Origin of the sequence: Devosia sp., from assembly GCF_035944845.1 — a bacterium.
Taxonomy (GTDB): domain Bacteria; phylum Pseudomonadota; class Alphaproteobacteria; order Rhizobiales; family Devosiaceae; genus Devosia_A.
In genome coordinates this window covers 23,281-49,366 of record NZ_DASZAW010000068.1, presented here as the reverse complement: position 1 = coordinate 49,366, position 26,086 = coordinate 23,281, and the positions used below count along the sequence as shown (strand labels likewise).

The 26,086-nt window shown below is 64.8% G+C and carries 26 protein-coding genes, 1 tRNA gene and 1 riboswitch; of the genes, 17 read left to right on the top strand and 10 right to left on the bottom strand.

What is annotated here, in order from left to right:
* Positions 1 to 14: 14 nt before the first annotated feature.
* Complete coding sequence (locus VGV07_RS12760; RefSeq protein WP_326869083.1) at positions 15 to 1,310, bottom strand: glycosyltransferase; 1,296 nt, start codon at positions 1,308 to 1,310, stop codon at positions 15 to 17.
* 467 nt (positions 1,311 to 1,777) lie between these two features.
* Here VGV07_RS12760 and VGV07_RS12755 point away from each other — a divergent pair, with 467 nt between their 5' ends.
* The 6 genes from VGV07_RS12755 (at position 1,778) to VGV07_RS12730 (ending at position 8,010) form a co-directional block, all read left to right on the top strand.
* Positions 1,778 to 2,797, top strand: coding sequence for an ABC transporter substrate-binding protein (locus tag VGV07_RS12755; RefSeq protein WP_326869082.1), 1,020 nt, complete (start codon positions 1,778 to 1,780; stop codon positions 2,795 to 2,797).
* Between the two features lie 129 nt (positions 2,798 to 2,926).
* Entirely contained in the window at positions 2,927 to 3,799 is an 873-nt protein-coding gene (locus VGV07_RS12750) for a proline/glycine betaine ABC transporter permease (protein ID WP_326869081.1), read from the top strand.
* On the top strand, positions 3,796 to 4,869 hold the full coding sequence (locus VGV07_RS12745) for a betaine/proline/choline family ABC transporter ATP-binding protein (RefSeq protein ID WP_326869080.1): 1,074 nt from the start codon (positions 3,796 to 3,798) through the stop codon (positions 4,867 to 4,869). Before VGV07_RS12750 ends, VGV07_RS12745 begins: the two co-directional genes overlap by 4 nt.
* Positions 4,866 to 5,693, top strand: a complete 828-nt coding sequence (locus VGV07_RS12740; protein WP_326869079.1) for a universal stress protein — start codon at positions 4,866 to 4,868, stop codon at positions 5,691 to 5,693. The genes VGV07_RS12745 and VGV07_RS12740 overlap by 4 nt, the downstream gene beginning before the upstream one ends.
* Positions 5,694 to 6,295: 602 nt before the next feature.
* Positions 6,296 to 6,520, top strand: coding sequence for a hypothetical protein (locus VGV07_RS12735; RefSeq protein ID WP_326869078.1), 225 nt, complete (start codon positions 6,296 to 6,298; stop codon positions 6,518 to 6,520).
* Between the two features lie 797 nt (positions 6,521 to 7,317).
* On the top strand, positions 7,318 to 8,010 hold the full coding sequence (locus VGV07_RS12730; protein ID WP_326869077.1) for a Crp/Fnr family transcriptional regulator: 693 nt from the start codon (positions 7,318 to 7,320) through the stop codon (positions 8,008 to 8,010).
* 70 nt (positions 8,011 to 8,080) lie between these two features.
* On the opposite strand, the gene VGV07_RS12725 is transcribed toward VGV07_RS12730, so the two are convergent.
* From VGV07_RS12725 to aztD, 3 genes are all read right to left on the bottom strand, one after another.
* Positions 8,081 to 8,677, bottom strand: coding sequence for an NAD(P)H-dependent oxidoreductase (locus VGV07_RS12725; protein WP_326869076.1), 597 nt, complete (start codon positions 8,675 to 8,677; stop codon positions 8,081 to 8,083).
* A gap of 168 nt (positions 8,678 to 8,845) precedes the next feature.
* A complete protein-coding gene (gene zigA, locus VGV07_RS12720; RefSeq protein ID WP_326869075.1) occupies positions 8,846 to 10,042 on the bottom strand; it encodes a zinc metallochaperone GTPase ZigA in 1,197 nt (398 codons plus the stop codon).
* Positions 10,043 to 10,097: 55 nt separating this feature from the next.
* Entirely contained in the window at positions 10,098 to 11,309 is a 1,212-nt protein-coding gene (gene aztD / locus VGV07_RS12715) for a zinc metallochaperone AztD (RefSeq protein ID WP_326869074.1), read from the bottom strand.
* Positions 11,310 to 11,467: 158 nt separating this feature from the next.
* On the opposite strand from aztD, the gene VGV07_RS12710 reads away from it, so the two are divergent.
* From VGV07_RS12710 to VGV07_RS12685, 6 genes are read left to right on the top strand one after another with little or no spacing between them, the layout of a single operon-like run.
* A complete protein-coding gene (locus VGV07_RS12710) occupies positions 11,468 to 11,863 on the top strand; it encodes a Fur family transcriptional regulator (protein ID WP_326869073.1) in 396 nt (131 codons plus the stop codon).
* 2 nt (positions 11,864 to 11,865) lie between these two features.
* Positions 11,866 to 12,015 (top strand): hypothetical protein, encoded by a 150-nt coding sequence (locus tag VGV07_RS12705; RefSeq protein ID WP_326869072.1) that lies wholly within the window; start codon positions 11,866 to 11,868, stop codon positions 12,013 to 12,015.
* Entirely contained in the window at positions 12,012 to 12,761 is a 750-nt protein-coding gene (locus VGV07_RS12700; protein WP_326869071.1) for a metal ABC transporter ATP-binding protein, read from the top strand. Before VGV07_RS12705 ends, VGV07_RS12700 begins: the two co-directional genes overlap by 4 nt.
* Positions 12,758 to 13,633 carry a metal ABC transporter permease gene (locus VGV07_RS12695; RefSeq protein WP_326869069.1) on the top strand — a complete coding sequence of 292 codons (876 nt, stop codon included), beginning with the start codon at positions 12,758 to 12,760 and terminating at the stop codon, positions 13,631 to 13,633. Before VGV07_RS12700 ends, VGV07_RS12695 begins: the two co-directional genes overlap by 4 nt.
* Before the next feature lie 18 nt (positions 13,634 to 13,651).
* Positions 13,652 to 14,548, top strand: a complete 897-nt coding sequence (locus VGV07_RS12690; protein ID WP_326869068.1) for a metal ABC transporter solute-binding protein, Zn/Mn family — start codon at positions 13,652 to 13,654, stop codon at positions 14,546 to 14,548.
* 50 nt (positions 14,549 to 14,598) lie between these two features.
* Positions 14,599 to 15,687, top strand: coding sequence for a GTP-binding protein (locus tag VGV07_RS12685; RefSeq protein ID WP_326869067.1), 1,089 nt, complete (start codon positions 14,599 to 14,601; stop codon positions 15,685 to 15,687).
* 176 nt (positions 15,688 to 15,863) lie between these two features.
* On the opposite strand, the gene VGV07_RS12680 is transcribed toward VGV07_RS12685, so the two are convergent.
* Positions 15,864 to 16,283: a hypothetical protein gene (locus tag VGV07_RS12680; protein WP_326869066.1), complete on the bottom strand. Its 420-nt coding sequence runs from the start codon at positions 16,281 to 16,283 to the stop codon at positions 15,864 to 15,866.
* Positions 16,280 to 16,915 carry a rhomboid family intramembrane serine protease gene (locus tag VGV07_RS12675; protein WP_326869065.1) on the bottom strand — a complete coding sequence of 212 codons (636 nt, stop codon included), beginning with the start codon at positions 16,913 to 16,915 and terminating at the stop codon, positions 16,280 to 16,282. The genes VGV07_RS12680 and VGV07_RS12675 overlap by 4 nt, the downstream gene beginning before the upstream one ends.
* A gap of 428 nt (positions 16,916 to 17,343) precedes the next feature.
* Positions 17,344 to 17,552, top strand: a riboswitch (cobalamin riboswitch).
* A gap of 363 nt (positions 17,553 to 17,915) precedes the next feature.
* Between VGV07_RS12675 and VGV07_RS12670 the strand changes: the two genes are divergently transcribed.
* The 4 genes from VGV07_RS12670 to VGV07_RS12655 are packed head-to-tail and all read left to right on the top strand — an operon-like array spanning position 17,916 to position 21,470.
* Positions 17,916 to 18,686 carry a (2Fe-2S) ferredoxin domain-containing protein gene (locus tag VGV07_RS12670; RefSeq protein WP_326869064.1) on the top strand — a complete coding sequence of 257 codons (771 nt, stop codon included), beginning with the start codon at positions 17,916 to 17,918 and terminating at the stop codon, positions 18,684 to 18,686.
* Entirely contained in the window at positions 18,683 to 19,630 is a 948-nt protein-coding gene (locus VGV07_RS12665; RefSeq protein ID WP_326869063.1) for an ABC transporter substrate-binding protein, read from the top strand. Before VGV07_RS12670 ends, VGV07_RS12665 begins: the two co-directional genes overlap by 4 nt.
* Positions 19,627 to 20,709 (top strand): iron ABC transporter permease, encoded by a 1,083-nt coding sequence (locus VGV07_RS12660; protein WP_326869062.1) that lies wholly within the window; start codon positions 19,627 to 19,629, stop codon positions 20,707 to 20,709. Before VGV07_RS12665 ends, VGV07_RS12660 begins: the two co-directional genes overlap by 4 nt.
* The gene (locus VGV07_RS12655; RefSeq protein WP_326869061.1) at positions 20,706 to 21,470 is read left to right on the top strand and encodes an ABC transporter ATP-binding protein; all 765 of its coding nucleotides are present in this window, start codon (positions 20,706 to 20,708) and stop codon (positions 21,468 to 21,470) included. Before VGV07_RS12660 ends, VGV07_RS12655 begins: the two co-directional genes overlap by 4 nt.
* Before the next feature lie 187 nt (positions 21,471 to 21,657).
* On the opposite strand, the gene VGV07_RS12650 is transcribed toward VGV07_RS12655, so the two are convergent.
* On the bottom strand, positions 21,658 to 22,005 hold the full coding sequence (locus VGV07_RS12650) for a VOC family protein (RefSeq protein WP_326869060.1): 348 nt from the start codon (positions 22,003 to 22,005) through the stop codon (positions 21,658 to 21,660).
* A 43-nt stretch (positions 22,006 to 22,048) separates the two neighbouring features.
* Here VGV07_RS12650 and VGV07_RS12645 point away from each other — a divergent pair, with 43 nt between their 5' ends.
* A complete protein-coding gene (locus VGV07_RS12645; protein ID WP_326869059.1) occupies positions 22,049 to 22,372 on the top strand; it encodes a hypothetical protein in 324 nt (107 codons plus the stop codon).
* A gap of 469 nt (positions 22,373 to 22,841) precedes the next feature.
* Here the strand turns inward: VGV07_RS12645 and VGV07_RS12640 are convergent.
* The 3 genes from VGV07_RS12640 to VGV07_RS12630 all read right to left on the bottom strand — a co-directional run bounded on the left by VGV07_RS12640 (position 22,842) and on the right by VGV07_RS12630 (position 25,942).
* A tRNA-Arg gene (locus VGV07_RS12640) sits at positions 22,842 to 22,918 on the bottom strand.
* Between the two features lie 100 nt (positions 22,919 to 23,018).
* Positions 23,019 to 24,449, bottom strand: coding sequence for a HAMP domain-containing sensor histidine kinase (locus VGV07_RS12635; RefSeq protein ID WP_326869058.1), 1,431 nt, complete (start codon positions 24,447 to 24,449; stop codon positions 23,019 to 23,021).
* Positions 24,450 to 24,508: 59 nt separating this feature from the next.
* Positions 24,509 to 25,942, bottom strand: a complete 1,434-nt coding sequence (locus VGV07_RS12630; RefSeq protein WP_326869057.1) for a dihydrolipoyl dehydrogenase family protein — start codon at positions 25,940 to 25,942, stop codon at positions 24,509 to 24,511.
* Positions 25,943 to 26,086 lie beyond the last annotated feature (144 nt).

Sequence of the window (26,086 nt, the reverse complement as noted above, 5' to 3'; positions counted from 1 at the left end):
CGTCTTCTTGTTGGTCAGCCGCGACCCGCTGCCGGCTCGGTTTGCGCAGCAGGGGCAGATCTCGGTGTCAGCAAACCCTGCCGCTCGAGATGGGCGATGGCGTTGTTCACGCCGTGCTCCTGACGGATCCTGGCGCCGATCTCTGCCGCGCGCCGCGCCATGCCGGCGTTGGTTGTGGCTTCGATGATGGCTGCCGCCAGCAAGGCTGATGTGAGGTGCTTCTTGTCGATCGGCGCGGGACCGGCACCCAGGTCACGGACGATGCGCGCCCAAAAGGGCTGATCGCCAAAGAACGGACAGATGATCGTTGGCTTGCCGGCACGCAGCGATGCCCCGGTGGTTCCCGCCCCGCCATGGTGGACGCACGCCGACATCAGCGGGAACAATTGATCGTGGGGAGCGCCCTCGATGATGTGCAGGTCGGGTGCAGCGGGTCCAGCCTGAATGGCCCCGCCACCCGTTGCGAGAACGCCGCGCTTTCCGGCGTCACTGAGGGCTTGCCTGACGAGTTCGGTGAGTTCGGCCGGATCGAGGCCCGGCATGCTGCCAAAGCCGACATAGACCGGCGGTTCGCCGGCATCGAGGAATGCCTGCAGCGCGGGATCGGGCTGCCAGCGCCTCTCCTCCTCCAAGAACCAGTAGCCCGTCACAACGACATCGTCGGGCCAGTCCGAGGGGCTTGGCAAAACGCTGGGGCTGTAGGCGTAAAGCGTGGCCCGGGGCTTCAGTTTGTTGGCCGGTTTCTTCGGAAGGTTCAGCTCAGAGGAGCGCCACTCGGCGATCATCTTGCGAAAGATCGCCTCCGCTCCTTCTGCCATCACCGTGTGCGTCAGGGGGTTGAACGGTCCCACGGAGCGGAACGGCACCATCGGGCTCGCGAATTGCCTGGTCGGCGTGAACCCCGGCAAGGGCGAGGCCAGCACGGCGGGACACGAGAGCCGTTCCGCGATGTGCAGGGCGGCGATGGCCTTGGGATGGTAGATGATGAGGTCAGGCTGAAACTGCTGGGCCGCCTGCCACTCTGCCTTGAGTTGTTTGCGGCCGATGGGCTTGAACTGCTTGATCATCTTGAAACCAGCGGCAAAGCCGCCGCCGCCGGCCATCGCCGCCTTGGCTTCAGGCGTATCCATAAGATCAAGAAACTCACCGGGCAGATGCGAGAAGGGGATGCCGCGCCCCCCGATGAAGGCCTCGTACTGCGTGGGGGCCGCGATCAAGACGGTGTGCCCGGCCGCCTTCAGGCCGAGGGCCAGAGCCAGGTAAGGCTGTATGTCGCCGCGCGTACCGAGCGTGTGAATGGCAATCTTCATGCGGCCGCTCCAGGCGTCTCAAACGCGCGGCGCAAACAATGAATCTGGAAGCGGGCCACGGGTGACCTTTCAGCAAGGAGTTCGGTCCGCTGGCGGCCCGACCAGCGTCAATCCCTGCCCGGCTGCGAAACGCCCGACACCCAAATTGAGTATGCCTTGCTGACCCTTCGTGTTCAAGCGTTTGCGACGCAGGTGCACGAGGAGCCACTCAAACGCCAGCTGCCCCTCACAGATCCCTCGCTGATGTGCGCCAGCAAACACCAATGACATCGTCTATCAAATGTGGTTATTTCGCGTCAGACCTCGGGAAAGAATAGGTCACTGCGAATACATCGTGGAAAAGAAGAGCATCATAGCTCCGGTAATTTTGGCCATTTTTGTAACTTGACTGGCGAATCTCGGGTTGACTCGATGGGACAAATTCATAGGTTGCTGGCTCATATTACCAACATGGAGAGACACGACTGATGACATTCAGCCGGAAAAGCGTGCTGCTCGCAGCTTCGCTGCTTCTGGGAGCAGCGTTCGCGCTGCCTGCACAAGCACAGGACAACCAGTGCGGCACTGACCGCACCATCGATATCGCCGAAATGACGTGGCCTTCCGCCGCCGCTCTCGCGCACATTCACGCGACGATTCTCGAGAAGGGTTTCGGCTGCAACGTCGAGATCGTTACGGGCGATACCGTGCCCACCTCATCGTCGATGCTGTCGCGGGGAACACCCGCAATTGCCCCCGAGCTCTGGACCAGCACGATCGCCGAGCCCTGGCAGCAGGGCATTGAGGCCGACAAGGTCATTCAGCTGGGTGACGCCATCACCGATGGCACCGTCGAGGGTTGGTTCATTCCCCGCTATGTGCAGGAGGCGAACCCTGAACTGACTACGGCTGACGCTGTCATTGCCAGACCAGACCTGTTCCCCGATCCGGAGGAAAGCGGTCAGGGACGGCTGTATTCATGCCCGCCGGGTTGGGCGTGCGAACTTTCTACGTCTGCGCTGTTCGAAGCCTACGGGATGGACGACAAATGGAACCTGTTCTCGCCGGGTTCGGGTGGCGCCCTCGATGCCTCGATCGCGCGGGCGTTCCTGCGAAATGAGCCCATCCTCTTCTACTACTGGGGCCCGACGGCAATCCTGGGCAAGTTCGATGCTGTCCAGCTCGATCTGGGTGAAGCCAAGCCCGATGTCTACGCCTGCAACACCGATCCTGATTGCGGCGAGCCGGCTGGCAAGACCGCCTATCCCTCGTCGCCGGCGGTGATCGGGGCGGCCAAATGGATCGAGACCGAGGCCCCCGCGGTGGCAGAATATTTCGGCAAGGTCGGCCTGACCAATGCCCAGATCAGCGAGTTGTTGGTCTATGGCGACGAGAACAAGGCTGACGCTGCGCAGACGGCCGAGAATTTCCTCAAGACCAAGGAAGATGTCTGGACGACCTGGGTTTCGCCGGAGATCGCCGACAAGGTCCGCGCCAGCCTCAGCTAGCGGCTCCTCACTGCGCTAGCTTTGCGGCCGGGGTTCACCAGTCCCGGCCGCATTTTCCGTTTTTCTGCTGCGTCCGCTGTCGCGCTTCTCGCTGACCGGGTGCGGCCATTTCACCAGGCACAGAAACCAATGTTTCCCGAACTCATCGACACAAGACCGCTACGCCGGGGAGTAGACGACGCCCTCGGCTGGGTCGTCACCAACTGGGGCAGCGCCTTCGAGGCGGCGGCGCGGCCTTTGCTGCTTCTGCTCAATGCCATCGAGGCCCTGCTCGTCGCCACCCCCTGGTGGCTGATCATCACCCTGCTCACCGGCATCGCATGGCTGGCCACCCGGCGCTGGCCGCTGCCGGCGACCGTGCTGGTTTCGCTGCTCTTCCTCGGCGTGATGGACCTGTGGAGGGATGCGATGAGCACGACAGCGCTGATGATCGCCGCGACACTCACCGCGATCGTCATCTCGATTCCGGTGGGCGTGTGGATGTCCCGATCGGCGCGCGTGCGGCAGTTCTTCACCCCGGTGCTGGACCTGATGCAGACGCTGCCGAGTTTCGTCTATCTGATCCCCACCGTCATGATCTTCGGGCCCGGAAAGATCCCGGCGCTGATCGCCACCATCGTCTACGCGGCGCCGCCACTGGTACGCCTGACCGACCTCGGCCTGCGCTCCGTCGACCCTGCAGTGATGGAAGCAAGCCGGGCCTTTGGCACCAGTCCAACGCAACGGCTGCTTGGCGTGCAGATTCCGCTCGCCCTTCCGACCATCCTGGCAGGGATCAACCAGACGACCATGATGGCACTGGCGATGGTGGTGATCGCCTCGATGATCGGCGCCGGCGGCCTCGGCTACCAGGTGCTGCAGGGCATCGGGCGACTCGAGGTCAGCCGTGGGCTGTTCGCAGGCCTCGGCATCGTGGTGCTCGCCATCGTGTTCGACCGGATCACACAGGCGTTCGGCAGGCGGCTGCAGGCACGCGTAGGGGTTTCGGAGGCGCGGACATGACGACGATGCAAACCGACACGGCCATTGCCATGACGGGCGTGACCAAGATTTTCGGCCCTGCGCCGATGCAAGCTTTCACCGCACTGCAAGGGGGGATGTCGAAAGCCGAGCTGCAAGCCGAGACCGGCCATGTCGTCGGACTTGATGGGGTGTCGATGCAGGTTGCGAGGGGACAGATCCATGTCGTCATGGGGCTATCCGGCTCAGGCAAATCGACGCTGATCCGACACGTGAACCGGCTCATCGAGCCAACCGCCGGCGACATCAGTGTCTACGGCACGAACGTTCTGGCGATGTCGCTCGGCGAGCTGCGGGAGTATCGGCGTACCCGCGTCGCCATGGTGTTCCAGAAATTCGGCCTGCTGCCCCACCGCTCGGTCGTCGACAACGTCGCCTACGGCCTCGAGGTCCGCGGTGTAGCCAGGGCCGAGCGGGAAGCCGAGGCGCGCAAATGGATCGAGATCGTCGGCCTTTCGGGCTACGAGAACGCCCGACCGCGCCAGTTGTCGGGCGGACAGCAGCAACGGGTCGGGCTGGCTCGGGCATTGGCGCTCGACACCGACATCATCCTCATGGACGAGGCGTTCTCGGCGCTCGACCCGCTGATCCGATCGGGGATGCAGGACCAACTGGTGAGCCTGCAGAAGACGCTCAACAAAACGATCCTGTTCATCACCCATGATTTCGACGAGGCCCTGAAGATCGGCGATCGGGTCACCGTGCTGAAGGATGGCGCCGTCCAGCAGGAGGGCGCACCTGAAGAAATCGTGCTCAATCCGGCCAACGAGCATATCGAAGAGTTCGTACGCGACGTGAACAAGGCCAGGGCCATCCGTGTCCGCACCATCATGGACGTGGGTGAATCCGAGCCGTGTTCGATTGCGGTGCCTGCCGAAGCCCGGTGTGAGGATGTGCTGCCGCTGTTCGCCGAGCATCAATGGGTGGGCGTGCTCGATGCGTCCGGCGGGCAGATCGGCCGCATCACGGCAAGGCGGGTGATCGGAGCGCTGGCGCGGCACGGCGCGAGGTCGCCGTCAGTCGCATCCCCAGTGCTGGAGGCCGCATCATGAAGATCGTGGCCTTCATCGACCTGTCCCTCTACGCGCACAGCGTCATCGACCACACGGTCTGGCTGGCGCGCGAGAAGCAGGCCAGCGTTGAACTGGTCAATATCGTTTCGCCGAATGAGCTCGCGGCGTCCAACCTCGCGCCCGTCCACCCGGGGGGCGCCATGCTGCTTCACCAGGACGATACTCTCGACGCCAAGGTGGCCGAGCTGGCGCGCCAGGGTCGCGAGCGGCTGGATCAGGCCCGCAGGCTGCTGAACGAGGCCGGCGTTTACGATGTCAGTACACGCCTGCTGGAGGGACACATCTCTCGGACCATGGTGCATGCCGCCTCGCCAGCTTCGATCATCATCATGGGCAAGCGCGGCGAGCAGGCCGACCTGGCGCGATTGCCGCTCGGTTCGAACCTCGAGCGTCTGGCCCGCGGCAGCAAGGTTCCCGTGCTGGCGGTTTCGCGCAGCTTCAGGCCGATCAAGCGCATGATGGTGGCGGTAGAGGTCGAGTCCGCCGCTCCGGCGGTGAACACCCTCGCGAGCGGTGTTGTACCGAACTATCCCCTCGATCTGCTGCATGTCGGCGACCGCACCGACATTGCGCTGCAGACACTCGAGCAGGCCGAGACGAAACTGAGAGACGCCGGTTTCGAAGTGAAAACCAGGATCGAGCCGGGCGTGGCTCAGACGGTCGTTCCGGAGCGGGTCGTGCTTGATGAGATCGACCTGCTCGCCGTGAGTGCGTTCGGCAGTTCTAGGCTTAGATCGATGATCCTGGGCAGCCTTACCTCGGAGTTCCTTCGCGCCTGCCAGGTTCCGGTCTTGCTGTGCTGAAGTGGCTGACCAGTCGCGGCCAATTGGTGGCAGGATCGCGGCTGCACCGTGACCAAATTGCAACTTTACCCTCGCACCAGTGTGTCGGACTATCGGTTTGGCGGTTACAGAGGGCTTAGTGGCCTTTGCCCTCAGGCATTCCCGTGCATGACCGCCGCAACCCCGTCGTGATGGGAGTCCTCCATCGCGAAAGCGCCTCGTGTGGGCGGTCCTGGGTACCGTAGGGAGGATAGTTCGGGACTGGCGAGGTGTTTGGGTGAGCGTGTCATAGCGCGCTCTCCGCAGCGATGGAGTCGTTCGCGTGATACCCGCAGCCAGGCGCGGGCGTCTCCATCACCCTTTGAAACTAGGCGATCTGCTTTGGGACCACTTGAGCATTATTTCGTTCAGCCGGTGCTCGATGACGGCACTGTAGACACGACCCGCGACGTCACCATAGTGGCGAACAGCGCACTGAAAGCCCAGGAAGCGGCACATGAGCGCCCGCCATTGCTGGAGGATAGACCTGCAGCTGCCTTTGGGTGGCGGCCAACAGGCGGTTTAGTATCGCACAGTGTCACGCTCTGCGATCCTGAGCAGGCTCCCGGCGCCGCTCCGGCATCATGACCTGGCGGTTCTTCAAGCGGCCTGAGGACACGCGCCCCCCCACGGCCTATTTCATCACCTTCCGGATGCTGACCGGCGCGGGGCGCTTGGAAGCGACGACGCAAGCTGAGCTTACAAGACTGCTCGGCGATCTGCGTCTATCGGGGGCAAGCGACATAACGATCGTCGATGTCGATGGCAGGTTGGTTGCCTTCGATCCGGGAGGCGAGCCGGACAAGTAAGGGCCGGAAGCAGCCCGAACCTGCCGCCGGTGTGGACCGGCGTTTCTCGGCATGCTCGAGGTGGGGTCGACGCGGGCCGGTGCGATGCCGGAAACCGAGAACAGCTGGACTGGCGCAGGGCCCCCCGAAACGCCACCCCACGGCCGCTCGGGAAGAAATAGCTGAACCGATTCAACGTGCAACCGCGCAAATGTCGTGAACCGGACAGTCGGTATCCAGACTCTTCCATCTCGACCATAGTGACGTTGAGGCTGGCTGCCATAACGGCCTCGGTGCGCCCTGATCCAAAGGGGGCGCGAAAACCGGGCAGTTCTGATGTGGACGCGAAACCTGTCCGTTCTGACAGCAACGGGTGCTCTGATGCTGGTGGCTTCAGAGCACCCGTCTGTTCGGATTGGTTGTGGACGCGATCCGAACTCATGTAGCTTACGCGGGTCTGAGTTTCTGTGAAACAGCAGAACGTGTTGCCGGCGTCGCCCTCACCGCGTCGTGGGCATGGCACCCCGGCGACTGACGTTAGCCAGCCGACCTGGCTAACCACTATGGATCGCTAGTTCTTCGACTTTTCTGATGAGCCCGGCACCCATGCCGACACCGAGGGTTCAGCGTTCGAGAACGAAGCAACATCAGTCTGTCATTGGAAATCCGGCGCGACCGAACGTAGTTGGTACGGTAGCTGACCAAGGCCCTAAAGCAGGCGCTTTCCAATAGCAAACTGACGCATCGGTTGTAGGCTTGCCGGGCTCGGACGGCCAGGAGATGCGAAGTGCCTTGCCCCCAAAACGCGGGAGAGCACTTTGTCCGACGCTTCATTTCAGAATTTTCTATTGAAACAGCTCTCTCCGGACGACCGCGCACTGCTCGATCTAGAGTTGGTTGACGTTGCCCTGCGTCAACAGTTCCATGAGGCGAACGCTCCCGTGGATGCGCTGTACTTTCCTGAAGATTGCATGGCGTCGGTTGTGGCGCAGATTGGACGCGGCGCCATCGAAGTTGGGCTGATCGGGCGCGAAGGAGTCACCAGCCCATTCGTGGTAACCGGGGACAGTCAGTCCCCATTCGAGACATTCTCTCAAGCTGCCGGGACTGCCTATCGCGCGGCAATTCACCAAGTGCGGCTTGCGCTCCAACAGTCGGAGGCCTTCTCGACCATTCTCGCTCGATACTACCGTGCGTTCGAAATCCAGATCACGGCCACCTCGGTGACCAATGGGCAGGCGCTGTTGGGCGAAAGGCTGGCAAGATGGCTGTTGATGGTATCGGACCGGCTAGGGCTGCACTTTCACATCACCCATGATCTGCTCGCCACGATGCTGGCAGTGCGACGCTCCAGCGTTACCCTCGCCCTTCAGCTGCTCGAGGGCGAGGGCCTGATCCGCTCGACTCGCGGGCATCTGGTCATCCTCGACCGCAAGCGGCTGGTTGATCGCGCGGACCGTTCCTACGGACTTGCGGAAGCTGAGTACCGGCGGCTGATGGGAGCAGATTGATATGCTTTGCCCCTTCAAACCCGGGCCGACTGGAGCAGCCTGGGCGGTGCCGTCCTTACCGGCCCGCACTTCAGAACCGGGCGAACCGCTGTTCGACTTTCTGCGCGAACTTTTCCCGCGCCTCCGGCGAGATGTCGTAAACGGAGTGCTGCGCGAGATACACGTGCTTCACGCCGAGGCCGCCGCAGGTGGCCTTCAGCCCGCGCAGCAGCACTTTTCTCGCCGGATCCTGCATCAACAGCTTGTTGTAGAACCAGGGCGCGCCGCAGGTGGTGACCACGCCCATCCGAGTAAGGTTCAGCAGAGCCGGCTTGATCAGACCTCCGCCCGGCGGCTGTTCAAAGGCAACGCCCGGACGCCATACGCGATCGAAATAACCCTTGAGGATCGCCGGCATGCCCAACCACCAGGTGGGAAAGCAGAATACGCAGGCGTCGGCCCATTTCAGCGCGTCGATATAGACCTTCAGGTCCTGCGGCGGCGGCTGTGGTGGGTCGTTGTGTCCGTGCCATTCCACCTCGCCCATCGTCGGGTCGAACTTCATCGCGTAAAGGTCGAAATCGATGACCTCGTCGCCCATGGCGTCGAGCGTGCGCAGGATCCGCTGGTGCAACGACGCCTGGTAGCTGTCGGCCGCCGGATGCGCATAGACGACGTTGACCTTCATGGCGAGCGCCCCCAGGTGCCAATCCGATTATGGCAGCTTGCGCAAAACACCCGCAAGGTCCGCGAAGACGAAGAGTCCACGCGACCCACCGGCGGGCTCGAGGCCCGCGCTGGCGGACAATATTCGCCCGGATCGATCCGGGCATCGCGGGGCTTGCTCCTGTTGGGATCACGCTGCCGTCCAGCTCGGGAAGGGGTCGGCGAGGCTGGTCCACTGCTCGGGGGTGAAGCGATTGGCCGGAATGAGGCAGGCGTCGAGGTCGCGGCGGATGGCAGCCTCGTCCATGGGGTCGGCGCCGATAAACACGAGCTCCTGCCGCCGATCGCCCCAGATGGGATCGAGATAGGGCGCCATCGAGGCTCGCCATTCCGTATCATCCGGCCAACGCTGCCGGGGCACTGCCGCCCACCACATACCGCGGCGACCGGTGCGGACCAAAGCCCCGGCCTGGCTGAGCTCGCCAACGAAACTGGGCCGCGTCGCAAGCCAGAAGAAGCCCTTGGCCCTGACCACGCCCGGCCAGGTCTTGCTGACGAACTTCTGCAGCAGCATCGGGTTGAAGGGCCGACGGGCGCGATAGACGAAGGAACGGATGCCATATTCCTCGGTCTCGGGGATGTGGTCCTTGAAGCCGTTGAGCTCCTTGAACCAGAGCGGGTTCGTCTCCGCTCGTTCGAGGCTGAACAGCCCGGTGTCCAGCACCTCGTCGAGCGGCACGTCGCAGAAATCCGTCTCGATGAGCCTGGCATCCGGGTTCAGCGCCTTGATGATCTTTTTCGCCGCATCCCGCTGCTCGGGCGTTGAGGTCGAGACCTTGTTGAGGATGACGACGTCGGCGAACTCGATCTGCTCGACCAGGAGGTCGACCAGGGCGCGCTCGTCCCCTTCGCCGGCGATCTCGCCGCGATCGCGCAGGAAGTCGTGCGAAGCGTAGTCCTTGAGCAGGTTCGCCGCATCGACCACCGTCACCATGGTGTCGAGCCGCGTCAGGTCGGACAGGCTCTCTCCACGCTCGTCGCGGAAATCGAAGGTGGTGGCGATCGGCAGCGGCTCGGCGATGCCAGTGCCCTCGATCAGCAGGTAGTCGTAACGGCCGCTTTCGGCCAGCCGCTTGACCTCGACGAGCAGGTCGTCGCGCAGCGTGCAGCAGATGCAGCCATTGCTCATTTCGACCAGCTTCTCATCGGTGCGGCTGAGATTAGCGCCGCCGTCGCGGACCAGTTCGGCGTCGATGTTCACCTCGCTCATGTCGTTGACGATCACCGCGACGCGGCGACCTTCGCGGTTGTTGAGGATGTGGTTGAGCAGCGTGGTCTTGCCGGCGCCGAGAAATCCGGAGAGCACGGTTACGGGGAGCTTTTTCATTGGAGATCCTCAGAAAAGGAGAGCTCCTCCCGGCTGGCCGGGAGGAGCGAAGGCCTCAGTGGTGGTGATGATGGCCGTGGTCTTCGCCCGAGCCGCCGACCGCCACGATGTTGAAGGGCTTGCCGTCGAGCGCGATGTCGCTCTCGAGTTCGAAGTCTTCGGCATGGACGATGTGGATCAGCCCCTTGAGCGGATCGGTCACCGCAATGTCCCCACCCGCCACGGCGATGCGTGGTCGCGGCAGGCTCCATTCGCCGTCCATCGAGTAGGGTTCGGTGAGCTTCAGGCTGCGGGTAATCGCGCCGTCGACGACGTCGAGTTCGTGCAGGTTGCCATCCTCGGTGAATACGTAGGCGAACCGAACCCGCTGCGGATCGACGGCGAAATGCACGCGGCGCGTCGGCAGGTTGACGAGACGGAAGGCGGCCTCGGCGCCCGGCTCGACGATGACGACCTTGTCCGCCCCGTAATTGCCGAGGAAGTACTGCAGGCCGACGCCGCCGAGGAGCGTGGTCGACTTGCCCTCCGGCAGATCGGCCGAGTAGGGCAGCAACTCGATCGAGGGGCCTGCTGCGGCTTGCTTGACGAGCAGCAGCCCGGCTGCGCAGGCGATGGCCAGCGTGTCACCCGAAGAAGCCTCGCCATGCAGGTCCGGGCAGTCATGCAGTGCACCAACCACCTTGCCATCGTGATCCAGCACCCGCACCCCGACGGGCAGCGCCGATGGATCGGCGGCATTCGGCTCGGAAATGACGAGATGGTCGCCGACCTGGACCGCGACGCCATGGTGCGGCGCCGCCGTATGGAAGTCGTGGCCCTCGATCTCGCCTTCGAGCCAGTCGTCCTCGTGCACGAGCTTGGCTGTGCCCGTGCCGTCGAAAAAGATCGCGAGATGGCCATCGTGCGGGACGAAATGGACCGGGCGCTCACCCTCCAGCGCAACGTCGATCAGCGCGGGGTCGCCGAGTTTCAGGTCGCCGTGGTCGCCATGATCCTCGATGGCGATGCCGGTCGCGATGGCCGTGACCTGGTTGCTTTCGGTCTGCACGGCATAGACGCCGCCCTTGGAGGGAGTGGCATAGAGCGTCGCCGGCCCCTTCAGTTGGAACTGACCGATGGTCTTGCCGGATTCGACATCGAGGGCAGTGACCAGCGGGTCGGAGTGGTCGGCGACGAACAGGCGCCAGGCACTTGCTTCCTCGGCCAATGACGGGGCTGCACTGGTCATCAGGGCCAGGGTGAGGCCGATCAGCAGGGGTCTTTGCATGTGTTTGCTCCTTGCAACGGCGCGGTGGCCCTCTGCCCCGCGCCCAGCCCGGGATAGTACGTTATATCATTACGCACGAACAGACTGGATCTTGATATGTTATCACATTACAAGCGACGACTGCTCCATCCGGATTGCCCACAGCGGGAGCTGGCCAATTGAGAACCCGTTCCAATCTCAGCGCCAACGCCGATGAGATCTTCTCGGTGCTGCAGGTGGTGGCCCGCCCGCTGACGGCCTATCAGATCCTGCACGAGCTCGAGGGCACGACGATCAAGGCGCCGGTGCAGGTATACCGGGCCCTGTCGCAGCTGATGACTTCGGGCAAGGTGCACCGAGTCGAGAGCCTCAATGCCTTCGTGCTGTGCGACCGCCATCACGCGACGTCGCGCCCCGGCTTCCTCATCTGCAAACATTGCGGGACGGTCCAGGAGTTCGACGACGAGGCGATCGACGAGATCAGCAGCCGGCTGGCCGGCGCCGGCTTCGAAGTCGAGAACCTGTCGCTCGAGGTTTCAGGCCTGTGCGTCGCGTGCCGATCGGAAGCGGTGTGACGATGCCCCGAGACAAAGTCCGAACCGCCCTCGAAGGCGACATCTTCGTGTCGTCGCTTCTCGCCAGGCCCGTGTGGGTCCGGCTCGCCGGCGTGGTTGGCGTGCTGGCCGCGCTTTGGCTGCTGATCGCCTGGGCAGTGTCCCTGCCATGAGCGCGGCAATCACCCTTGACGACGTGTCGATCGCCTATGGGCGCGAGCAGGCCGTGGCGAATATCAGCGGCAGCTTCGCGGCCGGCAGCCTGACGGCGATTGCCGGGCCCAACGGGGCCGGCAAGTCCACCCTGCTCAAGGCCATCGTCGGTGAACTGACGCCGACCCATGGGCGTATCGCCCGCGACCAGTTGGGCACCCGTGACCTCGGCTACCTGCCTCAAGCGGCGGAGGTCGATCGCAGTTTTCCGCTATCGGTTTCAGACACCGTGCTGATGGGGGCGTGGCGCGCCATCGGCGCCTTCGGAGCCGCATCCAGAGCGGTCGCTGCGGCGGCTCGCGATGCCTTGGCGGCGGTGGGGCTCGAGGGTTTCGAACGGCGCCATATCGGGACGCTTTCTGCAGGACAGTTCCAGCGTGTGCTGTTCGCCCGGCTGATGCTGCAAAACGCCAGGGTCATCCTGCTCGACGAGCCCTTCACGGCCATCGACGCCCGCACGACACGAGACCTGCTCGACATCGTGCTGCGCTGGAACAGCGACGGCCGCACGGTCATCGCCGTGCTGCACGATTTCGAACAGGTGCGGGCGCATTTCCCGAACACCTTGCTGCTGGCGAAGCGACAAATTGCGTGGGGTCCGACCTCCGAGACCCTGACGAGCGCCAACCTCACGGACGCCAGAGCAATGGCAGAGGCCTGGCCGGACAGCGGATTTGGCTTTTCCGGGATGGGAGGGGCCGCATGACGGTGCTCTACGATCTGCTGCTGGCTCCGTTCGTCGAATACGGTTTCATGCGGCGGGCCCTCATCGCCTGTCTCTGCCTGGGGCTCGGCTCCGGACCGGTCGGCGTGCTTCTTCTGCTCCGCCGCATGAGCCTGGTCGGCGACGCCATGAGCCATGCCGTGTTGCCGGGCGCCGCCATCGGCTTCCTCGTCGCGGGGGGACTCAGCCTGACCGCCATGGGCATCGGCGGCGTCGCGGCCGGGCTCGCGGTCGCCCTGCTGTCGGGCCTCGTCAGCCGCACCACGGCGCTCAAGGAGGACGCGAGCTTTGCGAGCTTTTATCTGGCGTCGCTCGCCACCGGCGTACTCATCGTGTCGTTGCGCGGCTCGAACATCGACCTGCTGCACGTGCTGTTCGGCACCATCCTGGCGATCGATGCCCCGGCGCTCTACCTGGTCGGAGCGATCGCCTCGGCGAGCCTCGTCATCCTCGCGATTGTTTACCGGCCGCTCGTTGCCGAGTGCTTCGACCCGGGCTTCCTGCGGGCCGTCGGCGGGCGTGGCTCGCTGTACCATTTCCTCTTCCTGTTCCTCGTCGTGCTCAATCTGGTGGCGGGTTTTCAGGCCCTCGGCACGCTGATGGCCGTGGGGCTCATGATGTTGCCGGCGGCTGTCGCCCGGCTCTGGGCAACCAGCCTGCCCGCGATGGTGGTCATCGCCTCCGCCGTGGCGGCCGTCTCGGGGTTTGTCGGCCTCATCGCCTCCTTCCACCTGGGTCTTGCCTCGGGGCCGACGATCATCCTTACCGCCAGCATCTTCTATGGCGCCTCGCTCCTCGTCGCGCCCTCGGGATGGCTGCGGCGGCTCCTCCCAAACCTGCAAAGCGCAGGCTGATTCCCGAAAGGAAACGCCATGAAACCATTCAATCCTCTCGTGCGTCTGGGGTTCGCCGCCGCGATTCTCGTCGCGGGCATCACCTCGGCGTCTGCCGCCACGCTCAAGACCATTGCCAGCTTTTCGGTGCTGGGGGACGTCGTCAAACAGGTCGGCGGCGAGCATGTCGAGGTAACCTCGCTGGTCGGACCGGGCGGCGATCCGCACGAGTTTGCGCCGACGCCCGACAACGCCCGCAACCTCAAGGCCGCGGACGTGGTGTTCGTCAGCGGTTTCGGCCTCGAGGGCTGGCTCGATCGCCTGATCAGCGCTTCCGGCTATCAGGGCACGCCGGTCGTCGCGTCCGAGGGCATTCCGACGCGCCAGCTCGAGGAAGACGGCGAAACCGTCACCGACCCGCATGTCTGGAACAGCCCGGCCAATGTCGAGATCTGGGTCGGCAATATCGAAAAGGCGCTTGCGGCAGCCGATCCCGAGGACGCAAAGGCCTTCGCCGCCAATGCCGATGCCTATCTCGCCAAGCTCAAGGAGCTTGATGCCTACGCCCGCTCCAGGTTCGATACGGTGCCCGAGGCAGACCGCCGCATCCTCACCAGCCATGACGCTTTCGGCTATTTCGGCGACGCCTATGGCATCACCTTCCTGGCCCCGGTCGGGGTTTCCACCGAGACGGAAGCCTCAGCCGCCGATGTCGCGGCACTGATCGACCAGATCAAGGCCGAAGGCGTGAAGGCGTACTTCTTCGAGAGCTCGAACGATCCGCGCCTCGTGCAGCAGATCGCGGGTGCCACGGGGGCCGAGCCCGGCGGCGAGCTGTTCGTCGAGTCGCTTTCGGACGCTTCGGGACCGGCGGCGACCTATGCCGACATGTTCCGACACAACGTCGACCTCATCGCGGCAGCGCTTGCCAAATAGCCACCCTCGGGCGCCGGCCCGTCCGGCGCCCAGTTTCACGATGGTCCCCGATGTCCGATCCTGAACCTGGCTTGGCCGAGCCGATCCCCGTCTTCCTGCTGACCGGCTTTCTGGGGTCGGGCAAGACCACCTTGCTCAACAGGATGATCGCACCCGGCGCCCCACGAACGGCGGTCATCGTCAACGAGTTTGGCGACGTGCCGATCGACAACGACCTGGTCCAGGTCGACGGCGAGGACATGACCTTCGCCGAAACCTCCACCGGCTGCATCTGCTGCGAGCCGGGCAACGACATCGTTTCGACACTGGCGCGCCTGTCCGACGGCATCGACGAGGGCAAGACCGGCCGCATCGAGCGCGTCGTCATCGAGACCACGGGGCTTGCCGACCCCGCGCCGATCATCAACCAGATGCTGCTGGCTTCGCCCTACCGGATCGGCGGGCGATACTTCAGCCTGGCGTCGGTGATCACCACGCTCGATGCCGTGCGCGGCGCGGCGACGGTGGAGGAGCGCATCCTCGGCCACAAGCAACTGGCCTTCGCGGACCGCATCGCACTGACGAAATCCGACCTGCTGGCACACGAACAGGCCGAGCGTCGTCATGCGCTCGATCAACTGATTGCCCGGATCAATCCCGGCGCCCATGTCGTCGATGTGCAGGCGCCACTGGCCCAGCCGGAGACGCTGCTTTCCGCCGGCTCATACGGCGCCAGCGGGCGCAGCAGCGATGTTGTTGCCTGGCTCGCCGCCGAGAGCCCGATCTCCCGCGCCTTTGCCAAGCCGGCGATCTCGCCTGTAGCAGGCCTCGGGCGCCACTCCGGCATCTACACCAAGAGCATGGTGATGGAGGAGCCGGTCTCGGCCCGCGAACTGGTCACCTTCATCGATGTGCTGCGCCGCGCCGCGGGCTCGCGCCTGCTGCGGCTCAAGGGCCTGGTGGCGCTCGACGACGACCCGGAGCGGCCGATGCTGGTGCATCTGGTGCAGGACATCTTCCACCCGCCGGTGCGGCTCGAGCGCTGGCCCAGCGAGGACCGCCGCACGCGCCTCGTCCTCATCGCGGACGGCATCGACGAGGCAGCACTCGACAGCTTCTTCGACACCCTCAAGTCGAGGCGGCGCCGGGCGCCCGCCTGACTGTTCTTTGCAATGCTGCCGCCGCGCGACGCCGGCGGGGAGCCGATCACCACCCTTGCCTTTGACTCAGAAGGCAGGCAGCTGGGTCTGTTGAGCGGCGGCACACTGGCTCGCTTCGATCTGTCTGCATGACGCGGCACTCGGCGGCTCGTCCGGCTTTAGCGTCAGGGCCCGCGTCAGGTCGTCGTCCCTTCGTCCTGGCGAACCACCGCCCCAGGCAAAGCGTGCTGGTGGACATACTCCCGCACGAACTGCCAGCCAGCGGCATCGAGGCGCCAGATCAGGCAATAGAACATAACCTCTGGCCCGTGGCCGACATCCTTTTCTCTCCGGAGCACGACCACCCCGAGTCCGTCGATGATTTCGACACTGTCGATCGAGGTGGTGCCGCTCCACCTTTGCGGATTGGTCCCGGACGCCAGTATGGACAGCATGGTATCGCGTGGCAAACGCATCGCCTGCCCAGTGTCCGGTGCACGCAGGCAAAGGAAGTCCTTCGCATAGATCCTCTCGATCTCGGCCATATTTCCGGAATCGGATGTTGCGATGAAGCGCTCGACCGCGGCGCCAAGATCGCCGATTTCATTCTCGATCATTCTCGCCTCACCTCATCTGTTGAAATTGCATCCGGATGCATCACGGCAACGGCCCACCCAAGCATGGCACCAAGCAGGATGGCCGGTCCGTGGATATTGCCCACCGCGGAGAGCAGAACGCCGATCACAAGGCCGGCCCCACTCAGTAGGGATATTGTCAGCCCACCCTTGCGCCGTAGGGCCAAAATCCACACCGCTCCGGCCAGCGCCATCCAGGCGATGGAGTTGCCGCCGCCAACGGGCTGCCAATAAAGCGCGATCAGTTCAACAACGAACGCAGGCACGAAGTAGAGCCCCGTCCAGACCCGCCTGCTCACCAGTTGCTCGGCTGGCGCGCCCACCAGCACCAGTCCGGCAAGGTTGGACAGGAAGCCGGCCCAGCCGCCATCCTGCACGAAGAGCGTGGTCAGGAGACGCCACCATTGCCCTGCCGCTATCGCGGAGCTGTTGCGCTGGAGGGCTTCAAGCGTGCCAGGCTGCAGGACCTGGAGCGTGAAGCCGGCAACAGTCAGCATTGCGACGACAAGGGTGAGCAATGGTATCCGATGCGCACCGTGTCGGCGGACAATGGCCGTCCCGACCGAAATGCCCAGAACCATGGCCATCGCCAAGAAAACGTTCTCAAAGGTCACAGATCATTCTCTGAAAAGCGCGGGCAATTGGAACGAGATTCCACGCTGTTCTCGCGACGGCGGCATGGGGTCTGCCAAACAGATGCGCGTCGCCTCCCGGTTGCATGCCGCGTGTGCGCCCGACGACCTGTGCCAAGCCACCTCAAGAGCCTTCGTCGCCCCCTCTGCGAGGCCGAGGCCGATCGCCAGGCCAATCCCGATACCGACGCCAACCTCTTGCATACCGACTCCGATGCCTGCGCCGATCGCAGTTCCAATTGCTGTCCAAGTGATCCGAGGCATAATACTCCGCTCAGTTGGTCTACGAAAAAGGCCGTTTGCTGACGGTGGGCACGCGCAACAGAAGCCACCAACGACCGACAAGCGATATCCGCTTTGCGCCTTACGCCGACACCGCGACTGGCTTGAATCCCCGCCCCCGAATCATAGAGGTTGCTCGTGCTTTCGGTTCCGCCATAGGCGCGGATTAAAAGGGAACACGGTGCGGATTACCCATCAGGGGCCAAGACCGTGGCTGCCCTCGCAACTGTAAGCGGCAAGTGACTGCACATCGCCACTGACTCCGTACTGGAGTTGGGAAGGCTGCCGTCACATCCGAGCCGCGAGCCAGGAGACCTGCCCAGAGCGCAAGACCATGTAGCCGGGCGAGGTGTCCCGGCAGGGGGCGCGATTGAGACCAGGCACGGATTCCGTGGCATTGGCGACATGTGAGCCTTCTCCAGTCCGGAGAAGCTCTGATGGCTCGACCTGATGCCGTTATCGTCGGCAGTGTTCGGCTACACGACCGGCCCGCAGGTGTTGTGGCCGTTCGATGGCATCTCTGCGCCGTCAGGAGCAGTGGCAACCGCTTGAGCACCTGCGGCGACGATGACCGCCGCAGAGCATTTCGGTTGCACCAGTTCGACCTCCACCGCCTTGGCCAATTCCCACCCAACCCCGCCGGTGCCGCCGCGAGAGCGGCCTCGCGTTGCCTCCCCAGCCACACCGGATTTCGTTTCCAATGCCCCGACCTGATTGCGTCATCGTCTGCGTTTCCCAGCAGCATCTGAGTGCCGGGCGGCAGCGCGAGCTGGCGGCTCTGGTGGCCGAGGCTTCGCCGGTGCCGGCGCGGCTGGTTCGGCTGGAGGGCACCGGACCGCACCTGGGCGATGCTCTGGATGAGCTGGTGGCCCAGGGCCATCGCACCATACTGGTGCAGCCGCTTGGGTTGCCGTTTTCGCAAAGCCTGGCGGCATGGCTGCCGGGGGTGCTGGCGCATTGGCGGCAGGAGCGGCAGCGGCCGGACGTGACGCTGCTGCTCGGACCGGACCAGGCCATCGCCGACGAGACCATCCGCGATATTGTCGGCATGGCTGTCGACGCCGGCCGGGCCGAGGCGATTGCAGTCGAGGAGCGGCCGAGCCTGGGCAAACCGGGCTGGAACCGGCCTCCACCATTCAGGCACCATCTGATTGTCTGCACCGGCCCGCGCTGCCATTTCCGCGGGGCGCCCAATTTGAAGCTCGCGCTCGCGGAAGAGCTCACCCGCACCGGACTGGGCGGCGAGTGCCTCGTGGCGACGTCCGGCTGCCTCTACCCCTGCAACCAGGGCCCGCTGCTCGCCGCCTATCCGCGCGGCGAATGGTACCGACTGCTCGACGGCGAGGCTGTCGCCCGCTTCGTCGAAATGGTCATCGGCCGCGGCGAGCCCGTCCCCGAACTCATTGTCCATCGCGTCGCTCCACTCGACACGCCGGCCGACCTCACCCTTGCAACAGGAGAAGACGAATGAAGCTCAAATCCCTCTGGGCGGCCGCGCTGTTCGCCGCGCTGCCGGCCATCGCCGTCGCGCAGTCGACGACCTATCCGCTGACCATCCAGAACGGCGACAACACGCTGGTTTTCGACAAGGCGCCGGAACGCGCCGTCACGCTCAACGGGCACGTGACCGAACTGGCGCTGTCGCTGGGACTGGCGCCGAAAATGGTCGGCACCGCCTATCTCAACCACCCGATCCTCGACACGCTGAAGGCCGACTATGACGCGATCCCGATCCTCTCGGACGGCACCGGATCGCCCTCGCTCGAGGTGGTGCTCGGCACCAATGCCGACTTTGCCTTCGGCCGCCTCAGCGCCTTCCGCGATACGGCGGTGGCGCCTGCCGAGAAGCTGAAGGAACTCGGCATCAACGCCTACGTCGTCAAGGGCACGCTGATCAAGGGCGCCACCATGGCCGATGTCTACGAGGATATCACCAACCTCGGCCTGATCTTCGACATTCAGCCGGCTGCCACGGCGCTGATCGACAAGATCAAGGGCGAGATCGCCGAGGTGACCGATGTCATCGCCGCAGCCGGCCGGCCCAAGGTGAAGGTGCTGGTCTATGACAGCGGCGAGGACGCCATCTACACCACCGGCAAGGCGCTGCAGACCCATCTGATCGAACTCGCCGGCGGCGAGAGCGTCTTTGCCGATCTGGACGAGACCTGGTCGAATGTGAGCTGGGAAGAGGCGGTCGCTCGCGCGCCGGACGTGATCGTCATCAACGACTACGGCCAGACCAGCGCCGAGGCCAAGATCGCGCTGCTCAAGGACAATCCGGCGCTGGCCAGTGTGCCGGCGATCCAGAACGACCGCTTCGTCGTCCTGCCGCTACCCTCGGCCTTCGAAGGTGTGCGCAACCCCGACGCAGTGCGCACTCTGGCGGCCGGGTTCTATCCGGACCTCTTCCAGTGACGATCGTTGCGAGCAATGCTCCCGCCAGCTGGCGGGAGCATCTGCGCAACTTGCCGCTCCCGGTGGTCGGCGCGGGGCTGGCGGCAGCGCTGCTGCTGTCGCTGACGCTGGCGGTCACCATCGGGCCGGTAGACCTCTCCATGCTGACGGTGTGGCAGATCGCCTTCGCCAAGCTGACCGGCACCACCGGCGACTGGACGGGCGCGCAGGAGAACATCGTCTGGATGCTGCGCTTCCCCCGCGTGCTGCTGGCCGCTGTGGTCGGGGCCGGGCTCGCCGCCGTCGGCGTCGCCATGCAGGCCGTCGTGCGCAACCCGCTCGCTGATCCTTATGTGCTCGGCATTTCATCGGGCGCTTCGGTTGGCGCGGTGTTGGTGCTCGGTACCGGCGCACTCGGCTCTCTCGGCATCTATGCGGTCTCGGCCGGCGCCTTCGCCGGCGCCATCATGTCGTTCACGCTGGTGTTCCTCATCGCTGTCGCGGGCGGGCAACTCTCGCCGCTGCGGCTGGTCCTCGCCGGCATGGCCTGTGGCTACTCGCTGGCGGGGCTGACGAGCCTTATCGTGCTCACCTCCGAGAACCGCGAGCTGGCGCGGACCGCCATGGAGTGGATGCTCGGCAGTCTCGGTGGGGCGGCATGGCCGGATCTCGGCCTGCCGGCGCTGGTGCTGTTGCTCGGTACCCTGTGGCTGTCGCTCAGCGGCCGGGCGCTCAATGCGCTGCTGGTCGGCGATGATACGGCTCGGACGCTCGGCGTCGATGTCGGCCGGCTGCGCGTCACGCTCTTCATCGTGCTGTCGCTGCTGACAGGCGTGATGGTGGCGGTGTCAGGCGCCATCGGCTTTGTCGGCCTCGTCATTCCCCACGTCGTGCGCATGCTGGTCGGCACCGACCATCGGCGCGTGCTGCCGGTCTCGGTGCTGGTCGGGGCGATCTTCCTGGTCTGGGTCGACGTCGTCGCCCGCATGGCCTTCGCGCCGATCGAGTTGCCGGTCGGCGTTATCACCGCGCTCCTCGGCGGCCCATTCTTCGTCTGGATGCTGGTCAGCCAGCGCTGGAGATCGCGAGACGCCTCATGACCCAGCTTTCCATCGAAGACCTCTCAGTCGAGATCGAGGGCAAGCGGCTGGTCGATGAGGTGCTGTTCGACCTCCAGCCGGGCGAGTTCGTCGGCCTCGTCGGACCCAATGGCTCGGGCAAATCCTCGCTGCTGCGGGCCATCTATCGGGTGCTGAAGCCGGCGGGCGGACGGGTCGTGCATCTGGGCGACAACGTCTGGAAGCTCCCGGCTCGCGATGCTGCCCGGCGCACTGCGGTGGTGGCGCAGGAGCGGATGGGGGAGTTCGACTTCACAGTGCGCGAGCTGGTGCAGATGGGGCGCACGCCGCACAAGGGCCTGCTCGATGGCGACAGCGCGGCCGATCGCGATATCGTCGAGCGCTGCCTCGCCGAGGTCGGCATGGCCCATTGCGCCACCCGATCGTTCCTCAGCCTCTCGGGGGGCGAGAAGCAACGCGTGCTGGTGGCACGGGCGCTCGCGCAGCAAGCCCCGTTCCTGGTGCTGGACGAGCCCACCAACCACCTCGACATCCGCCACCAGCTCGAACTGCTCGAGTTGATCCGGCGGCTGAAGACCACGACGCTTGCCGCGCTGCACGACCTGACGCTGGCCGCCCGCTATTGCGATCGCCTGGCTATGCTGCATAGCGGCAAGCTGATCGCGTTCGGCACGCCGGTCGAAGTGCTCACCGCAGAGCGCATCCGGGAGGCCTTTGGGGTGCAGGCGACAATCGCCAGCCGTGATGGGCGTGTCCGGATCGAGTTTGACCTCGAAAGATGACGCTCGCATTGGGTCCGAAGCGGCCCATCAGGCGGCGAAGACCGATGGGGGGAGGCGCGGTTCGCGCTCTGAGGCGACATCCGCTTTGCGCCAGAACCTGAGCTGCGACAATCACCTTGGCGACGAGCGCCTGGCCATCCGTTACGCTGAGTGGCGATTGTGGTCGTTGACCTCAACCCAGTAGCCGTCAGGGTCGGCGAGGTAGATTTGGTGGAAGCCGTCGGGTCGACCGGACTTCGCCGATCTTCTCGGACCAGCTCCAGAATTTCACCCCCTTGGCCCGCAACTCGGCCACGAAGCCGTCGAAATCGTCGACGCAGACGGCAAAATGCGTCTGCTTCTTGAGGCGAGTATCACCGAAATCGTCTTCGGTGATGTGGAGTGCGGTGATGCCACCGATGCCGAACCAACGAATATTGGACCTCTCGGTACCGTTGTGGATCGGTACGAAGCCCATCACCTCGGTATAGAATTTCGAGCTCGCTTCAAGGTTGCGGACCAGCAGGGAAACGTGGTCGAGCGTCATGCTTGGCATAGGCGTCCTCCGATGCCCACAACGTGGCACGAACAGGTCAGGCGTGGATAGCCGCAGTGAGCGAGGGGGCGCTTTCCGCACCATCAACGGTGGCGCCTCGCAGTCACACGGCGCGCAGGTGTTCAACGGCAGCAAGAAGTTCGATTGCGGCGCCGGCAACACGCTGACGCTCGCTTTCCGGGTGAACGTTTCGGAATGCGATCCGACCAACAGCGGCGTGTGGCAGGTGACCCGCGGTACTGGCATCTTCGCCGGCGCCCGAGGAAGCGGAAAGCTGGCGGGCACATACATGCTCGGCAACCGGCGCGGGAATTTCTGCGAGGCCGACGGCCTTCTTGACCGCTATACCGGTGAGCTTAGGCGCTAGTCAGTGCTGCGGTAACGACTGGCATTCTGCCTGGCCTATGCGGTGCGCTCGATCGACAAGGCAAACTCGCCGGCCCCACGCATGACCGACTTCGCTACCCTCGGCTCAAACCGTATCGAGCGCCCCAAGTCGCCAGCCTGGCGGCATATCCTCCCCCCTTGGCTTCTCGATGAGCGACGCCTGATCGTCATTTGCAACGGAGCTGGCGCGCGCCCGAGGCCGAGGCTTGGGGCACTTCCCGAGCCCGCTGTCGCCGGGGAGAAATTCGACCCCTGGCCTATCGCCAGTCCGACCTGCTTCGGACAGCCCGAACCGACTTTCGGGGACTTCCGTAACCGAGCATGTCGGTCCTAAAGCCGGCTTGGTTCGGAATGAGTTTCCAAGATTTCAAGCGACACGCCGGTCCTCGCGCCCTGGCCGCCGCCGCGATTCCTCGCACCTAAGTCACTGATGTGCAACGGGAAAAGAATGGCGCGCCCTAAGAGATTCGAACTCCTGACCCCCAGATTCGTAGTCTGGTGCTCTATCCAGCTGAGCTAAGGGCGCGCACGGCCGGTGGTGTTCCGGCGAACGGCGAGACCCATACATGGGCCGCTGCAGCATTGCAAGCATCGACACGCAGGGAAATTGACGTCGCCATGACAGTTCAGGCGATGCGGATGGAATGGGGCAGCGTGACGTCGAAGCGGGTGCCCAGCGGCTGGTCGACGAAGCCCAGCTTGCCGCCATGCGCTTCGGTCAATTCGCGGGCAATGGCGAGGCCGAGCCCGGTGCCGCCAGCCTTGGCCGAGCCCTCGAAGGCGACGAACAGGTTCTCGCGGGCCCGTGGCGGCAGGCCGGGGCCGTTGTCGGTGACCGACAGTGTCAGCCACTCAGGCGTCTCGGTGAGAGTGACCTCGACCTCCGGGTTTTCGATCTTGCCGCCGGCGGCCTCGAGCGCTTCGCGGGCGTTCTTCAGCAGGTTGTCGAAGATGCGCGCGAACTGGTCTGGATCGGCGGAAATCGACACCGCGTCGGGCACGTGGTTGGTCCAGCGAATCGCGGGGTGGCCGACGAGACCGGCGTCGAATGCGGCTTCGTCGAGCAACAGGTGCAGGTCGACCGGTACGGGACGCGGCGGCGTGGCGCTCTGGCGGCCATAGTCGAGCACCGACTGGGCAAAGCCGATGGCTTTGTCGATCGACAGCACCAGGCGCGGAGCGAGGCGCTGCACCTTGGGATCGTCGAGATTTGCCACCTGATCGGAAAGCAGCTGTGCCGAAGTGAGGGTGTTGCGCAGGTCGTGGTTGATCTTGGCGACGGCGAGACCGAGATCGGCAAGGTGCCGGCGCTGGCGCAGCATGGAGTAGATGTCGGATTCCATCGCCGCGAGCTCGCGCTCCATGATGCCGATCTCGTCGCGCCGATCGGAGGGAGCCACGATCAGCGCGGCGTTCTCGGGCGCCTCGGAGAACTCCACCATGTTGCCGGTGATCCGGCGGATCGGCGCGATCAGGATGCGCGAGACGAACACGTAGAGCACGGCCGACGTGATGATGGCGAGGATCAGCGACAGGAAGAACAGGTTGCGCGAATAGAGCAGCAGCTCGCGGCGCAGCGGCGCCTCCGGCATCAGCACCTCGATGACCCGGTCGGGCATGCCATCCTCTTCGCCGACGATGCGCAGCGTCCGATTCGAGCCGAGCACCAGCGTCTCGAGCGCGCCGAGAATCAGCGAGGCCGGATCGCGCTGGCGCAGGTCCACCGTCACCGCCGCGCGCGGCATGGTGACGTTCTCGAGTTCGATCAGCTGGCTCTGGCCTTCGCGGCGGTAGACGATGGCCAGCGCCCCGGCCGAGGTGAGCAACCGGTCGGTCAGCATGCGCGGCAGGTTCATGGCGTCGGGCACCGCATCGAGCACGCGGGCCGCCACGACGCCGACGCGCAGCCGGTCGTTGAGCCAGCTCTGGCGGAAGTTTGCCGCCGATGGCAGGTAGATGACGATCTCGACCGCGAGGATCACCACGATGATGGTGGCGATGATCTTGACGGAGAGCCCGGAGAACGGACCCGGCATCGCGCGGTTTTGTTTGGCCATTGAGCGATGATTAGCGGGGAAAGCCGTCGCTTTCCAGCGTCAACGCATGACAAACGGAGCTAGCCGAGCAGCTTGTTGAGGCCGATCCACTGCCGGATGAGCGGCTTGGTTGTCTCGCCGCGGCGGAACGCCTCGCCGAGCCGCACCGCGATCTCGGCATAAGAAGGATAGGGCGCGACCAGCTCGGCAAGCTTATCGGCCCTGAGCTGGCCCGTCATGGCGAGCGAAAACAGCGACACCAGCTCGCCAGCGCCCGGGCCGACGACCCCGGCGCCGATGATCCAGCCCGAGCGATCGGTCAGCAGCTTGGCGAGGCCATAAGTCGCACGGGCGGCGCGGGCCCGATCGTTGTCGGCATAGGACCAGCGGGTGACCCGGAAGCCGATCCCATGCCGCGACCGGGCCAGCGCCTCGTTGAGGCCGATTTCAGCGAGCTCGGGGTCGGTGGAGACGACCCGGGGAACCCGCAGGGCGTCGGGTTTGGCCATGGCGCCGAGCAGCACGCTGCGAACGACGGTATCGGCCTGGCGCACCGCCGCCTGCACCGACTGCCCGCCGGCGGCATCGCCCACCGCATAGACGCGTGGATTGGTGGTCCTGAGGCCGGCGGTGAGCTGCAGCAGCCGCGGATCGGCCTTGCTCATCCGGATGCCGGCCTTATCGAGATCGAGGCCGGTGAGGTTGGGCAGGCGCTCGGCGGCAACGAGGATGTGCGACGCATCGAGCAACTGATCGGCTTCGCCGCTCTGCACGGCGACACCGATGCCCATGGAGCGGGCCTGGATGGCGGTGACAGTCGCATGCGGGCGGAGGCTGACGCCCTCTTCGGCCAGCCGCTTCAGTGCGATGTCGGCAAGTTCAGGGTCGAACCCCGCGAGCAGCGGGCCGTTCTCGACGACCGTGACTTCGGTGCCGAGCCGGGCATAGGCCTGCGCCAGTTCGATCGCGACGGGGCCGCCGCCGATCACCACGAGGTGGGTGAGCTTGCGTGTGTTGTCGAGAATGGTCTCGCTGGTGAAATACGGCACCGCGTCGAGCCCGGGGATCGACGGCACCGGCAGGCGCGCACCGGTGGCAATAACAAAGCGGCGGGCACGGATCTCGGTATCGCCGACCGACAGCGCCTTGCGGTTGATGAAGTGCGCCGCGCCGCGAACGATGTCGACGCCCTGCGCCGCGAGCCGACCGGCAGCATCGCGCGGGGCGAGCGCAGCGATCACCTGTTCGACATGGTCGTGCACCTTGCGGAAGTTGATCTTGGGTTCGTCCGCAGCGATACCGAAGGCGGCGCCGTCGCGCATCGCCTGGGCGTGCGCAGCAGCCGCGACCAGTGCTTTAGCCGGAATCGCGCCGGCATTGAGGGCGTTGCCGCCCATCCGGGCTTTCTCGACCAGCACCACCGAGGCGCCATAGGCGCGAGCCGCTTCAGCGACGGCCAGGCCGCCTGATCCGGCCCCGATGACGCAGAGGTCGGGCGTAAGGATATCGGCCAATCTCGCTCTCTCGACTAAGGCCCCGCGCCTCAATACCATTCGCTTGCCGCCCGACAATAGTGGGCAGGATCAAGGCAGTGTGGAAATCCGCGGATTTCCGGGTGGAACCATGCCGTTCTGCCGCATCGCCGCCGCGTTGACTTC